Consider the following 13,493-nt stretch of genomic DNA (forward strand, 5'->3'; position numbering starts at 1 on the left):
ATGACCACCACCATCCGGTACGACCGCGGCGCCGACGGCATCGTCACGCTCACCCTGGACGACCCCGACCAGTCCGCCAACACCATGAACCGCGCGTACGCCGCCTCGATGAGCGCGATCCTCGACCGGCTGGAGGCCGAACGCGACGAGCTGACTGGGGTCATCGTGACCAGCGCGAAGTCGACGTTCTTCGCCGGCGGTGACCTGCCCGAGATGATCCGGGCCACCCGCGAGGACGCGCCCGCGCTGGCGGAGCTGCTCGGCACCATCAAACGGGACCTGCGCCGCCTGGAGACACTGGGCCGGCCGGTGGTCGCGGCCGTCAACGGCTCCGCGCTCGGCGGCGGGCTGGAGATCGCGCTCGCCTGCCACCACCGGATCGCGCTGGACGCGCCGGACAGCCGGCTCGGGCTGCCCGAGGTGACCCTGGGCCTGCTGCCCGGGGCCGGCGGTGTCACCCGGACGGTACGGATGCTCGGCCTGGCGGGTGCGCTGACCACTGTGCTGCTCACCGGCCGGCGGATGCGCCCGTCCGATGCCCTGGCCGCCGGCATCGTGGACGAGGTGGTCGCCACCGAGGCGGAGCTGCTGGACCGCGCGCGGGCCTGGATCGCCGCGAACCCGTCTCCCAAGCAGCCGTGGGACCGACCGGACTATCGGATGCCCGGTGGCACCCCGGCCAGCCGTTCGCTGGCCGCCCAGCTGCCCGCCTTCCCGGCTACCCTGCGCAAGCAGCTCAAGGGTGCCCGGCTTCCCGCGCCCGAGGCGATCCTGGCCACCGCGGTCGAAGGCGCACAGGTCGACCTGGAGACCGCCCTGACCGTGGAGACCCGGCACCTGATCGGCCTGCTCACCGGGCAGGTCGCCAAGAACATGATCGGGGCCTTCTTCTTCGATCTGAAGGCCGTCAACGGTGGTGCCGCCCGGCCGTCCGTCGACGTTCCGCCGGTGCGGCGGGTGGCGGTGCTCGGCGCCGGCATGATGGGCGCGGGCATCGCGTACGTCTGCGCCAGCGCCGGCCTGGACGTCGTGGTCAGGGACGTCTCGCCCGAGGCCGCCGGGCGGGCCCGGGAGCACGCCGAACGGCTGCTGGCCCGCAAGGTCCGTAAGGGCCGCGCCACGGAGGCGGAGGCCCGCGCGGTGCTGGACCGGATCACCACCACCGACCAGGTGGACGCCCTCGCTGGATGCGACGCGGTCATCGAGGCGGTCTTCGAGGACCCGGCGCTGAAGCAGGCCGTGTTCGCCGAGGTGCTGCCGGTGCTGGCGCCCGACGCGCTGATCGCCTCCAACACCTCCACCCTGCCAATCACCGGGCTCGCCGCCGGGGTGGACCGCCCGGCCGACTTCATCGGCATGCACTTCTTCTCCCCGGTGGACCGGATGCCGCTACTGGAGATCGTGGTCGGCGAACGGACCGGTGACGCCGCTCTGGCGCGGGCGTTCGACCTGGGTCGGCGGATCGGCAAGACCCCGATCGTGGTCAACGACGGCCGGGGTTTCTTCACCAGCCGGGTGATCGGCCGGTTCATCGACGAGGCGGTCGGCATGGTCGCCGAGGGTGTTCCCGCCGCCTCGGTGGAGCAGGCCGCCCTTCAGGCCGGCTATCCGACCGGGCCGCTCGCGCTGGCCGACGAGGTCAGCCTCACCCTGATCCAGCGGATCCGCCGCCAGTTCGAGGCGGCCAGCGAGGAGTTCCTGCCGCTGCCGGCGCACCGGCTCGTCGACGAGCTGGTCGACGCGTACGACCGGCCGGGGCGTGCCGCCGGGCGCGGCTTCTACTCCTACGACGAGGGCACCCGCGGCCGGCTCTGGCCCGGCCTTGCCGACCTGGCCACCGACGCTGGTCGGGCGGTGCCCTTCACCGACCTCCAGGAGCGGATGCTCTTCGCCGAGGCGCTGGACGCGCTGCGCTGCCTCGACGAGGGCGTGCTGCGTACCGAGACCGACGCCAACATCGGCTCGATCTTCGGCATCGGCTTCCCGGCCTGGACCGGAGGGGTGATCCGCTACGTCCGGCAGTACGCGGGCGGCCCGGCCGGCTTCGCCGCCCGCGCCACCGAACTGGCCGACCGCTACGGCGACCGGTTCACACCCCCCGCCGACCTGGTCGACCGGCTGGCCGCCCGTCCCGCCGAAACGGCCGGCGTCGCGTGACGGCGGCGCGGGGTGGGCCGCTCGCCGGGGTGCGGGTGGTCGAACTCGCGAGCCTCGCCCCGGCGCCGTTCGGGTGCATGGTGTTAGCGGACCTCGGCGCGGACGTGGTGCGGGTGGACCGGCCGGGCGCGCCGGGTGCGGGGCGCCTGGCCGCACCGACCGGCGGGCCGTTGCAGCGCGGCCGGCGGGTCACCACGCTGGACCTGAAGTCCCCGGCCGGCGTGGCGGACCTGCTGCGCCTGACCGAGCGGGCGGACGTGCTGGTCGAGGCGTACCGGCCGGGGGTCGCCGAGCGGCTCGGCTTCGGCCCGGAGGTGTGCCAGGCCCGCAACCCCAGACTGGTGTACGCGCGGATGACCGGCTGGGGTCAGGACGGCCCGCTGGCGGCCCGCGCCGGGCACGACATCGACTACATCGCTGTCGCCGGAGCGTTGGAGCCGCTGGGCCGTGCCGGCGAGCGCCCGTACGCGCCGATGAACCTGCTCGGCGACTTCGGCGGCGGCGGCATGCTGCTCGCCGTCGGCGTGCTGGCCGCGCTGCTGGAACGGGAACGCTCCGGTGTCGGCCAGGTGGTCGACGCGGCGATGGTGGACGGTTCGGCACTGCTCACATCGTTCCTGCACGGGCTGCTCGGCACCGGACTGTGGGCGGCGCCGCGCGGGCGCAACATGTTCGACGGCGGTGCGCCGTTCTACGACACGTACGCCACCTCGGACGGCGGTTTCATGGCCGTCGGCGCGATGGAACCGGCCTTCTACGCCGTACTGCTCGCGGGCCTCGACCTCGCCGACGACCCGGACCTGCCCGCGCAGTACGACCCGAGCGGCTGGGACGAGCTGCGGCGACGGTTCACCGAGCGGTTCGCCGAGCGGACCCGGGACGAGTGGACGGCGGTCTTCTCCAACCTGGATGCCTGCGTCGCGCCCGTGCTCGCCCCCGGTGAGGCGCACCAGCATCCGCACAACGCCGCCCGGGGCACGTTCGTCGAGGTTGGCGGCGAGATCCAGCCGGCTCCAGCGCCACGCTTCGACCGGACGCCGGCTGACCGACCGGCCCCCGCGCCGGACCCGGAACGGGACGTCCTGCCGGTCGAGGAGATCCTCACCGGGTGGCAGTGACGGGCGGGGGCACACCCCGTACCGCCGACCAGGGCTACGCTGCCCGGGTGGCAGCGTGCCCCGAGCTGACCTGGCCGCGAGCCCTTTGGGGGCGCGGTCGAGGTTCCTCCGGGGTAACCCCGGGGGCGTCACATCCACCTGGGCAGCACACCACAGGTGCGTCGGCACGCTTCGCGAGCCTGTGCACCCGTACGACCGGGCATCGTCGGGGCACGCTGCCACCCTTCCCGGTGCGGCCGTGACGACGGTCGCCTCCCTGGCCGTCGCGCTCGGCGACGCGTTTCTCGCCGCCGAGCGGTGGCAGCGCGGCGGCCTGGTCGAATCAGGCGGGCGGGTGCTGGGCGTACGCCGACGGTGGCTGTGGCCGCTCGCGGACGCGGTGCTCGCCGCGTACCCCCGTGCCCCGCGCGACCGGCCCCGGGAGCTGGCCGCCTTCCTCGCGGACCTTGCCCTGCTGACCGAAGTGGTCGACGGGGCACGGCAGCGCGGCCAACCGATCGTGGTCCGCGCCCGCCTGGTCACTCCGACCCGGACGCTTCGTCGGCCCTGGTCGACTCCGGTGCTGGACGACCTGGGTGACCTGGCCCGGCTGCTCGACCTGACCCCGGAACAGCTCGACTGGTACGCCGACCGGCGAGGAATGAACCGCCGCACCGACGATCATCGGTTGCACCACTACCGGTACCGCTGGGCGGCCGGTGGCCGGTTGATCGAGGCCCCGAAGCCGCGGCTGCGCGTGCTGCACCGGCGGTTACTCGCCGAGGTGCTGGGCCCGCTACCGGTGCATCCGGCAGCGCACGGGTTCGTGCCGGGCCGTTCGGCGTACACGTTCGCCGCAGCCCATGCCGGGCAGGCCGTGGTGGTACGCGTCGACCTGGCCGCGTTTTTCGGCAGCGTTCCGGCCCGCCGGGTGTACGGGCTGTTGCGCACCGCCGGATACCCGGAGCCCGTCGCGCACGCGCTCACCGCGATCTGCACCACCCGGACCCCGGCCCCCGTGCTGCGTACCGCGCCGGCCGACCTGCCTGATCGGGCTTGGCGGCTGGCCGTGCTGCGCGGCGGGCACCTGCCGCAGGGCGCGCCGACGTCGCCCGCGCTGGCGAACCTGTGTGCGTTCCGGCTCGACCGTCGGCTGACCGGGCTGGCCGTAGCGTTCGACCTCGCCTATCAGCGCTACGCCGACGATCTCGCCTTCTCCGGCGAACTGCCACCCCGGCGGGTCGCCGACCTGCTCGCCGCGGTGACGGAGGTAACCCGGGACGAGGGGTTCCGAGTGCACTCGGGCAAGACCCGGGTGCGTGGCCGGGCCGACCGGCAGCTCCTCGCCGGGCTGGTGGTCAACGAACGGCCCGCGGTGCCGCGCACCGAGTACGACCTACTGCGCGCGATCCTGCACAACGCAGCCCGCACTGGCCTGGCCGCGCAGAACCACGCCGGTCATCCGGCGTTCGCAGAGCACCTGATCGGCCGCGTCGCCTGGCTGAGCCACGCCCACCCCACCCGATCCGCGAAACTGGCGAGACTCCTGACCGCCGCCCTTGCTGGGCCGGTGCCGCGATCGGATCTTCCACGGGAGTGAATGAGTATGGGTACGAACAGTTGGAAGGGCCACGTCAACGGGATCCTCTACGGTATCCAGTTCGACCGGGCGCTCGACGACACAGTGGTGACCCGGGTCGCCGACGGGGTGACCGGCGGCCTCTACCCAGGTGACCGAGCCGAGATGCTGGAGGCGCTCGCCCATGCGCTGCGCCATCCAGGCCCGCTGAACGACCAGATCGAAACCCACCACAGCGAGGAGAGCATTCGCACTTTCCTCAGCCAGCTCTCGGCAGCCCTGGCCACCCCATCTCCATGTTGATCAAGAGGTTTGCGTCAGAGAACCGTCCTTTGGTGACGCAAACCTCTTGATCAACCGGGTTGGGCGGGGTGGGCGCAGACGGTCGGGGCGGTTGTACCAGGTGGCGAAGAGGGCGACCGCCAGGAGCAACTCCGCCAGGTCGCCGCCGTAGTACATGAGTTGGGCGGCCGACTGGAACGCCGCCGGGTCCCGGTCGGTGAGGCCGGGTGGCAGGGTCTCGGCGTTCGCGTACAGGTATTTGGCCAGCACGGCGTGACCGGCCGCCGCCCCCAGCAGCGCGCCCAACCGTACCGCCAGGCCGGGTCGACGCGGTGCCGGGTCCGGGCCGGCCAGGGACCAGGCGAAGAGATAGCCGGCGGCGACATAGTGCAGGTGCAGGGCGTGGTGCAGCGCAGAGTGACGTTCGGCCGCCGCGTACAGCGGGGTGAGCAGCACCAGCGCCAGCCCACCCGTGCTGAGCAGCGCGGCGGTGACGGGGTGCGCGATCAGGTGCAGCGGACGGGCGCGCAGCAGCCGGCCCACCACCCGGCGTACGGGCGGCGGGGCGACCCGCAGCAGCAACGTCACCGGGGCGCCGAGCACCAGCCCGAGCGGGGCCAGCATGCCGAGCAGCAGGTGCTGCGCCATGTGCCCGCGCGGGTCGTCGGGGAGCGGGGCAATCGGCCCGACGGCGACCGCCAGCAGTGCGCAGCCGACCAGCCAGGCGGCGGTGCGGCGGTGGTCCCAACCCCGCGGGTCGCGTACGGCCGCCAGCAGGTAGCCGACGGCCAGCAGCACGACCGGGAGCAGCGGGAACCAGCTCGGGCCCTCCGCCACGTGCCCGCCGTGCGCGAACGCGGGCGGCACGGTCACCGTCCCCGACGGCCGTCGCCCGGCCGCCGGGACCGGGCCCACCAGACCACGGCGACGCCGGCCAGCAGCAGCACAGCACCGGACGCGATCCACACCACGTCGTACGGCAGCAGGTGTACGCCGTAGCGGATCTGGTGCAGCCGGAGCACCTTGTGGTCGACCACCCCGTCGAAGACCTGGAACCCTCCGGCGCCGAGCAGGAATCCGCCCCAGGCCAGCCGGGTCGACAGGGCACGTCGTCGACGCAGGTCGGCGAACCAGAAGAACCCACCGACCAGGATGATCACCTCGGCGGCGTGCAGAAGCCCGTCGGAGAGCAGCGCCACCGACGGGGTGGACCGGTCGTAGAAGTGGTGCCACGCCAGCAACTGGTGGAAGACGATCTCGTCCACCGCAGCCATGATGGCGATGCCGATCAGCACGCCGACGAGCGTGGAGGAACGTACGTCGGCGGTGCGTGCACTCGGCAGGCTTGCATCGGCCACCACACACCTCGCATCCACCTCGGGGTCAGGTCGGAAACTACCCCGAACATGTCGAAACATGCCCAGTCAGCGCCGCCGCGGGCCATCCCCGTTTCACGACTCGCACACCACTAGCGGCATGATCATGCAGCCTGAAGGGGCAGCGAACACCTAGCCGAGCAACCAGAGCCCGAGAAGGAGGTGCCCGTGCCGGACGCGGACGAACTCGTCGCCAACGCACTCGCGGCGGTGCGCGGCACCGACGTACGGCAGGCCGAACGGCAGCTGGACCAACTGATGGTCGGCACCGGCGCGGCGGACGGCACCACGGCGGTGGACGCGGCCCTGCTGCGTCGCCTGGTCCGCGCGCTGGGCCGGCTCTGGCCGCGTGGCTGGCAGCCGGTCGACGTGGACCGGCTCACCAGCCGGCGGCTCGACCCCCGCTCGGCGCGGCTGGTCCGCGAGGCGATGGCCGCCCAACGGCGTGAGCAGGCCGAACCGATCCCGGCCTGGTGGGACGACCAGCTACGCGAGTTGACCGCCGACGTCCGGGACGACGGCCATGACGTGCTGGCTGCCTGGACCGCCGCGGAGGGGCTGGACCGGGCGGACGCGCTCCGCGCGGCCGTGGACACTCTCGCGCTGGTGGAGAGCCTGCCGCCGATCGCGGTGCTGCGCCCACCGCCGGGCACGACCGGCGCGCTCACCTCCCGGTCGGCGGGCACGACGCGCAGCGGGTCGCCGATGCTGGACCGGGTCCGGGCGCTGCTGGCGAAGGCCGAGTCGACCACCTTCCCGGCCGAGGCGGAGGCGTTGACCGGTAAGGCGCAGGAGCTGATCGCCCGGCACAGCATCGACGAGGCGCTGCTGGCGGCCGGGTCGGAGCGCGGCGACGTGCCCGGTGGGGTGCGCCTGAGCACCGACACTCCGTACGCGGGCGCGAAGGCGCTGCTGGTGCAGGAGGTGGCGGCGGCGAACAGGTGCGAGGCGGTCTGGTCCGACGATCTCGGCTTCGCCACCGTGCTGGGCTGGCCGGCCGATCTGGTGGCGGTGGAGCTGCTCTACACGTCGCTGCTGGTCCAGGCCACGGCCGCGATGCTGCGCGGGCGCGCTGAGCGCCGGTCGGGGTCGGGGCGGCGCACGAAGGTGTGGGACGAGTCCTTCCTCAACGCGTTCGCGCTGCGGATCGGCGAGCGGCTGCGTACGGCCACCGAGGCGGCGACCGAAGCGGCGGACCAGGCGTCGGCCGAGACGGCCGGGGCGGAGCGACTGTTGCCGGTGCTCGCCGCCCGGGGCGAGGCCGTCCGGGAACGACTGGACACCCTCTTCCCCGGCGTGACCCGGCACCGGCTCAGCGTCCGGGACGCCGAGGGCTGGTCCTCCGGCACGTCGGCCGCCGACCGCGCCTCCCTGGACGTCGGTGGCGGGCGCAAGCAGCCCCGACAGGTGCCCGGCCGGCCCGATCGCCGCTGACCCGACCGGCGTGGGACCACCACCGGCGAAGTTATCTGCGATTTTCTTCGGTACGCCGTAGGGAACGGGTTGTCCGCTCCGACCCTCCGGTGAGCCGCGCCCCGACCGGGGGTGCGACCAGAGCTGAGGAGCACCGCCGTGAAGTACATGCTGCTGATCTGGAACCGGCCCGGCTTCACCGAGGAGCTGACCGAGCAGGACCGCACCACTCTCTTCGGCGAGGTCGACGAGATCATGAAGGAGCTGACCGAGACCGGCGAGCTGGTCGACGGCCAGGCGCTCGCCAACCCGTCGCAGACGCTGACGGTCCGGCAGATCGACGGCAGCACAGAGATCGTCGACGGGCCGTTCATGGAGAGCAAGGAGCAGTTCGCCGGTTACCTGACCGTCGAGTGCGACAGCCCGCAGCGGGCCGCCGAGATCGCGGCCCGCTGGCCGGACGTCCGTTACGGCGGCGCGATGGAGGTCCGCCCGGTGATGGAGCAGGCCGGGACGGAGATGTGACCGGGGACCGGACGGTCGAGGATCTGCTGCGCACCCTCGCGCCGCAGGTCCTCGGCCTGCTGGTCCGCCGGCACGGCCAGTTCGACCGGTGCGAGGACGCGGTCCAGGAGGCGCTGCTGGCCGCCGCGACACAGTGGCCCGGGCAGGGCGTACCGGACAGTCCCCGCGCCTGGCTGCTCACCGTGGCCACCCGCCGGCTCACCGACGAGTGGCGCAGCGAGAGCGCTCGCCGGGACCGCGAGGTGGCGGTGGCGCTGCGCGAGCCGACGTACGCCCAGGTGGCGCCGGCGGCCGACGCGGAGCCGGCGGCCCCGGCCGCGGACGACACCCTCACGCTGCTGTTCCTCTGCTGCCACCCGGCGCTGACCGGATCGGCGCAGGTGACGCTCACCCTGCGCGCGGTCGGCGGTCTCAGCACCGCCCAGATCGCCCGGGCGCACCTGGTGCCGGAGGCGACGATGAGTCAACGGATCCGCCGGGCCAAGCAGCGGATCGAGGCCGCCGGGGCCCGGTTCACGATGCCCGAGCCGGCCGAGCGGGACGAGCGGCTGCGGTCGGTGCTCCGGGTGCTCTATCTGATCTTCAACGAGGGGTACACCGCGTCGAGTGGCCCGGACCTGCACCGGGCCGAGCTGACCGGCGAGGCGATCCGGCTGGCCCGCATCCTGCGCGGGCTGCTGCCCGACGACGGCGAGGTGGCCGGGCTGCTGGCGCTCATGCTGCTCACCGACGCGCACAGGGCGGCCCGGCTCGGCCCGGACGGGGAACTGGTGCCCCTCGCCGAGCAGGACCGCACCCGGTGGGACTCGGCCGCCATCGCGGAGGGCATCGCGCTGATCACCGAGGCGTTGACCTGGTCTCCGCCGGGCCCGTACCAGCTCCAGGCGGCGATCGCCGCCGTGCACGCCGAGGCGTCGACGGCAGCGGAGACGGACTGGCGGCAGATCGTCGCGCTCTACCGACTGCTAGCCCGGATCGCGCCGAACCCGATGATCACCCTCAACCAGTCGGTGGCGGTGGCGATGGTGGACGGGCCAGGGGCCGGGCTCGCGCTGCTCACACCGCTGATCGCCGACGAGCGCACGGCCGGGCACCATCGGCTCGCCGCCGTGCGGGCGCACCTGTTGGAGATGGCCGGGGACGCCGAGGCGGCGCGGGAGGCGTACCTGGCCGCGGCACGCGGCACCACGAGCCTGCCCGAGCAGCGGTATCTGGAGCTGAAGGCGAGCCGACTGGCTGGGCAGCGATGACCTGGGTCAATCGGCCTTCGGGGCGGCGCGGATGTGCGCGCGTTCGCCCTGTTTCCCGATCAGGCTGAGAAACTCGACGGGGCCGGAGCTGGTGGCCCCGAACCAGTGCGGGGTGCGGGTGTCGAACTCGGCGGCCTCCCCGGGCGTGAGGACGAGATTGTGCTCGCCGAGGACCAGTCGCAGCGTGCCGTTGAGGACGTAGACCCAGTCGTGTCCCTCGTGGGTGCGCAGGTCGGGTTCGCGGTCGTCGGCGCTGGCCGGGAGCACGTACTTGTAGGCCTGGATGCCCCCGGGTCGTCGGGTGAGCGGCAGGATGACCGATCCGTCGCTGCACGTGATGGGGCGCAGGTTGATGCGGGGATCGCCGGTCGGAGGCGCGCCGACGAGCTCGTCGAGCGTCACGCCGTGGACGCGGGCGAGCGGCAGGAGTTGCTCCAGCGTGGGGCGACGCAGGCCGGCTTCGAGCCTGGACAGGGTGCTGGCGGAGATGCCGGTCTCCGCGGCGAGGTCGGTGAGCGTGATGTCGCGGCGGAGCCGAAGGTGTTTCAGTCTTCCTCCGACAGCGTCCAGGGTGCGGTCCGGCTCATCCATGTCGCCAATTTTGCCATTCGGCAAGAAGTTTTGCGGATCGGCGGGTGAGCCGGTCACAGTCGCTACCGAGACGCGAAGGAGCAGGTAGATGACCGAGCAGCACGAGTTCGACAAGGGCTACTGGGATCGGCACTGGCACCAGGTGCACCATGATCATCCGGGTGCCGTCGGCGCGGCTCCCCCGCACCCGTACCTGGCCCGTGAGACCGCCGGCCTGACGCCCGGCACGGTGTTGGACGCCGGCTGCGGCACCGGCACCGAGGCGATCTGGCTCGCTTCGCACGGCTGGCAGGTCACCGCTGTCGACATCGCATCCGCCGCCCTCGCTCTCGCAGCCGGACGCGCGGCGGACGCCGGGGTGCCCGAGCGCGTGCGGTGGGTGGAGGCGGACCTGACGACCTGGGAGCCGGGGACGCAGTTCGATCTGGTGACGACGCACTACGCACACCCGGCGATGCCGCACCTGGCCTTCTACGACCGCATCGCCGGGTGGGTGGCGCCGGGTGGCAGCCTGCTGATCGTCGGGCACCTGCACACCTCGGAAGCCACCGGGCACGGCCACCACCCACCCGAGGAGGCATCGGTCACCCTCGCGGACATCACCGCCGGCCTGGACAGCGCCACCTGGGAGATGGTCACCGCCGAGGAGCACCGCCGCTCGGTGCCCGGCCGGGAAGTCCCGCTGCACGACGTGATCGTCCGCGCCACCCGACGCCGCTGAGCCGCCGCTGCCAGCCGTCGGGCGAACCTGACCACCCGACGGCCGGCGGCACGCTCACACGTCGGGGTCGACGGCCGGGCAGCTGGCACCACGGGCGGGCACCACCTGATCGATCAGGTAGGCGTCGACGGCTCGTTGCACGCACGGGCTGCTGCTGTAACTGCCGTGCCCCCACCCCTGGTAGGTGAGCAGAGCGCCGTGCCTGCCCAACTGCCGGGCCACAGTGCGGGCCCAGTCGTACCCGCTCGCCGGGTCGTGCACCGTGGCGGCGATCAGCAGTGGCACGTCGGTGCGGACCCGCAGTCGGTGCTGCGGGTTGGCGACCGGCGACGGAGTGCCCAGGCAGGTGACGAGCGCGAACAGGGCCGGCGGATACCGCAGGTCCGGTGCGAGCAGGGCCGCCCGGCGCACGTGTGCGTCGTACTCCCGGTAGTCGCGGACGGGCAGGCTCCAGTCCTGGCAGAAGACCGCGAAGGGGTACGGCGCGACGGCGTCGACCGTCGTCGTGGCGTCGGCCGGGGGCGCGGTGGTCGGCGAGGCGGCCGCGTCCATCCTGCCGAGCCAGTCGGCCAGCCCGGGCCACCGCCACGTGTCGTAGAACCTCTTGTGGGTGAGCCGGGCCAACTCGAACGGGGTCAGCACCACGCCGGCCCGGTCCGGGTCGGTCAGCGTGCCGCTCTCGGCCCGGGCGCGCAGCCCGGCCCAGATCGCCCGTACGTCCCGTCCGTTGAGCCCACAGGCGGTGGACCGGTCACACCAGGCGACGAACTCGTCGAACGCGTTCTCCGCGGTGACCGCCTGGCTGTCGAGGAAGGCGCGAGTGCCGAGGCTGTGGTCCATCGAGGCCTCCAACACGACAGCTCGGACCCGGTTCGGGTACAGCTCCGCGTACCGCTGCCCGAGCAGCGTGCCGTACGAGCTGCCATGGAAGGTCAGCTGTCGCTCGCCGAGCGCGGCGCGGACCGCGTCCAGGTCCCGGGCGGCGCTGGTCGTGTCGACGTGGTCGTAGAGCGCCCCGGTGCGGGCCCGGCAGTCGGCGCGCAGCAGCGCGTTGTTGGCAACTGTCGCGTCGAACTGGGCCTGGTCGGCGATCAGCTGCGGCTGCCGGGCGAGCAGGTCCCGTGCGCAGATCACCGGGTGGCTGCCGCCGGTGCCGCGCGGGTCGAAGCTGACGATGTCGAACCGGCGGCGCAGGTCGGCACTGAACCGGGAGCTGCCGTTCACCACCCGGTCGACCCCGCTGTCGCCCGGCCCGCCGGGCCCGAAGACCAGCGCACCCTTGCGGGTGGCCTTGTCGGCGGCCCGGCGAGCCAACGCCAGGTCGAAGCGCTCACCTCGGGGCTGGTTCCAGTCCACCGGCAGCGACAGGGTGCCGCACTCGGCATCCGAGTCTGCGGCGCAGGGCCGCCAGTCGATCGTCGGGCCGGGCTGTGGTCGGGCGGCGGCGGGGCTCGCCGGGGTCAGGCCGGTGGCCGTGAGGGCCAGGGCCACCGCCCAGCCCACTGCGGATTTGCGTACGCGCAGCATGAGGTGCTGTCCTCTCCTCGAAGGAGCGTTACCGGTGAAGCTCGCCCACTGGGCGAGGTGATGCTGCTTCCACCCGGGCCGTCGAGTAGCCGCTCGACGGCCCGGGGCCTCCTGCTCTCAGCGGGTCACTCGACCTCGAGCAGGACGCGCTCGAGCGTGGTCATCCGGGTTTCCATCCCGCCCAGCCGCCCGTCCATCGCCGCGAGCAGTCGGGCGTTCTCGGCCTGGGCCTGGGCTGCCGTCTCGGCCAGCCGGCGGTAGTCGTCCGCGCGGGCCAGTTCGAGCCGGGCCCGGCGGGTCTTGGCCAACTGGACGACGGTCACCGTGAACACGCTGATGATCAGGGCGAAGATGCCGATCGCGCCGACCACCTCGGTCCAGTCGTGCTCGCTCATCGGCCCACTCCCGGCTGCTCGGCCGAGCGGGGCACGGTCAGCGACTCGACCGCCGCCGCGATGACCTCGGGGGTGAGTGTGAGCGCGAACGGCTTCACCTCGTAGTAGTTCATGGCCTTCCCGTCCCTCGACAACTCCAGGTTGGCGGTGACCAAACCGGACGCCGCCAGCTGCTCATAACCTTCCCTCGCACGTGCCAATGGAAGTTAGCAGGTAGAGGCGTGCGGCTGTGGGTGCCGGAAGCGGAATCAGGGGGATCTCAGGGTCACGGAAAAGCGCCGGACAGACAGAACGCCGGGCCGGTGATGATCACCGGCCCGGCGTGCAATGTGCGTCGTACGTCAGCTCTTGAAGGCGTCCTTGATCTTCTCGCCGGCCTGCTTGAGCTTGGCCTTGGACTGGTCAGTGCGACCCTCGGCCTCGAGCTGCTCGTCGTCGGTGGCCCGACCGGCGCCTTCCTTCAGCTTGCCGGTCGCGTCCTCGGTGGCGTTGTTGATCTTATCGTCGATACCCATTGCCAACCTCCATTGCAAGCGTCGCTACAACACCACCAATACCCCGGCCATCACCGGTCCAACCA

General features: G+C 72.7%; 14 protein-coding genes. 8 read left to right on the forward strand and 6 right to left on the reverse strand.

What is annotated here, in order from left to right:
- From KBX46_RS11310 to KBX46_RS11325, 4 genes are all read left to right on the forward strand, one after another.
- On the forward strand, positions 1 to 2,157 hold the full coding sequence (locus tag KBX46_RS11310; RefSeq protein ID WP_210792467.1) for a 3-hydroxyacyl-CoA dehydrogenase NAD-binding domain-containing protein: 2,157 nt from the start codon (positions 1 to 3) through the stop codon (positions 2,155 to 2,157).
- On the forward strand, positions 2,154 to 3,275 hold the full coding sequence (locus KBX46_RS11315) for a CaiB/BaiF CoA-transferase family protein (protein WP_210792468.1): 1,122 nt from the start codon (positions 2,154 to 2,156) through the stop codon (positions 3,273 to 3,275). The genes KBX46_RS11310 and KBX46_RS11315 overlap by 4 nt, the downstream gene beginning before the upstream one ends.
- Before the next feature lie 238 nt (positions 3,276 to 3,513).
- Complete coding sequence (locus tag KBX46_RS11320; RefSeq protein WP_210792469.1) at positions 3,514 to 4,854, forward strand: reverse transcriptase family protein; 1,341 nt, start codon at positions 3,514 to 3,516, stop codon at positions 4,852 to 4,854.
- Complete coding sequence (locus KBX46_RS11325) at positions 4,855 to 5,136, forward strand: hypothetical protein (protein ID WP_210792470.1); 282 nt, start codon at positions 4,855 to 4,857, stop codon at positions 5,134 to 5,136.
- Here the strand turns inward: KBX46_RS11325 and KBX46_RS11330 are convergent, their stop codons facing one another.
- The gene (locus KBX46_RS11330; protein ID WP_308159466.1) at positions 5,137 to 5,982 is read right to left on the reverse strand and encodes a cytochrome c oxidase assembly protein; all 846 of its coding nucleotides are present in this window, start codon (positions 5,980 to 5,982) and stop codon (positions 5,137 to 5,139) included.
- Positions 5,983 to 5,984: 2 nt separating this feature from the next.
- The gene (locus KBX46_RS11335) at positions 5,985 to 6,473 is read right to left on the reverse strand and encodes a DUF2243 domain-containing protein (protein ID WP_210792471.1); all 489 of its coding nucleotides are present in this window, start codon (positions 6,471 to 6,473) and stop codon (positions 5,985 to 5,987) included.
- 186 nt (positions 6,474 to 6,659) lie between these two features.
- On the opposite strand from KBX46_RS11335, the gene KBX46_RS11340 reads away from it, so the two are divergent.
- The 3 genes from KBX46_RS11340 (at position 6,660) to KBX46_RS11350 (ending at position 9,679) form a co-directional block, all read left to right on the forward strand.
- Positions 6,660 to 7,925: a DUF2786 domain-containing protein gene (locus KBX46_RS11340; protein WP_088951279.1), complete on the forward strand. Its 1,266-nt coding sequence runs from the start codon at positions 6,660 to 6,662 to the stop codon at positions 7,923 to 7,925.
- A 147-nt stretch (positions 7,926 to 8,072) separates the two neighbouring features.
- Complete coding sequence (locus KBX46_RS11345) at positions 8,073 to 8,429, forward strand: YciI family protein (RefSeq protein ID WP_231927527.1); 357 nt, start codon at positions 8,073 to 8,075, stop codon at positions 8,427 to 8,429.
- Positions 8,426 to 9,679 carry an RNA polymerase sigma factor gene (locus KBX46_RS11350; RefSeq protein WP_210792472.1) on the forward strand — a complete coding sequence of 418 codons (1,254 nt, stop codon included), beginning with the start codon at positions 8,426 to 8,428 and terminating at the stop codon, positions 9,677 to 9,679. The genes KBX46_RS11345 and KBX46_RS11350 overlap by 4 nt, the downstream gene beginning before the upstream one ends.
- A gap of 6 nt (positions 9,680 to 9,685) precedes the next feature.
- Here the strand turns inward: KBX46_RS11350 and KBX46_RS11355 are convergent, their stop codons facing one another.
- Positions 9,686 to 10,270 (reverse strand): helix-turn-helix domain-containing protein, encoded by a 585-nt coding sequence (locus tag KBX46_RS11355; protein ID WP_210792473.1) that lies wholly within the window; start codon positions 10,268 to 10,270, stop codon positions 9,686 to 9,688.
- Between the two features lie 88 nt (positions 10,271 to 10,358).
- On the opposite strand from KBX46_RS11355, the gene KBX46_RS11360 reads away from it, so the two are divergent.
- Positions 10,359 to 10,991, forward strand: coding sequence for a bifunctional 2-polyprenyl-6-hydroxyphenol methylase/3-demethylubiquinol 3-O-methyltransferase UbiG (locus KBX46_RS11360; protein ID WP_210792474.1), 633 nt, complete (start codon positions 10,359 to 10,361; stop codon positions 10,989 to 10,991).
- Between the two features lie 54 nt (positions 10,992 to 11,045).
- Here the strand turns inward: KBX46_RS11360 and KBX46_RS11365 are convergent, their stop codons facing one another.
- From KBX46_RS11365 to KBX46_RS11375, 3 genes are all read right to left on the reverse strand, one after another.
- Positions 11,046 to 12,518 carry an alpha/beta hydrolase gene (locus KBX46_RS11365; RefSeq protein ID WP_210792475.1) on the reverse strand — a complete coding sequence of 491 codons (1,473 nt, stop codon included), beginning with the start codon at positions 12,516 to 12,518 and terminating at the stop codon, positions 11,046 to 11,048.
- 125 nt (positions 12,519 to 12,643) lie between these two features.
- Positions 12,644 to 12,913 (reverse strand): hypothetical protein, encoded by a 270-nt coding sequence (locus KBX46_RS11370; RefSeq protein ID WP_088951273.1) that lies wholly within the window; start codon positions 12,911 to 12,913, stop codon positions 12,644 to 12,646.
- Positions 12,914 to 13,254: 341 nt separating this feature from the next.
- The gene (locus tag KBX46_RS11375) at positions 13,255 to 13,428 is read right to left on the reverse strand and encodes a CsbD family protein (protein ID WP_088951272.1); all 174 of its coding nucleotides are present in this window, start codon (positions 13,426 to 13,428) and stop codon (positions 13,255 to 13,257) included.
- Positions 13,429 to 13,493 lie beyond the last annotated feature (65 nt).

This window comes from Micromonospora sp. C81 (assembly GCF_018070425.1).
Classification (GTDB): domain Bacteria; phylum Actinomycetota; class Actinomycetes; order Mycobacteriales; family Micromonosporaceae; genus Micromonospora; species Micromonospora zamorensis.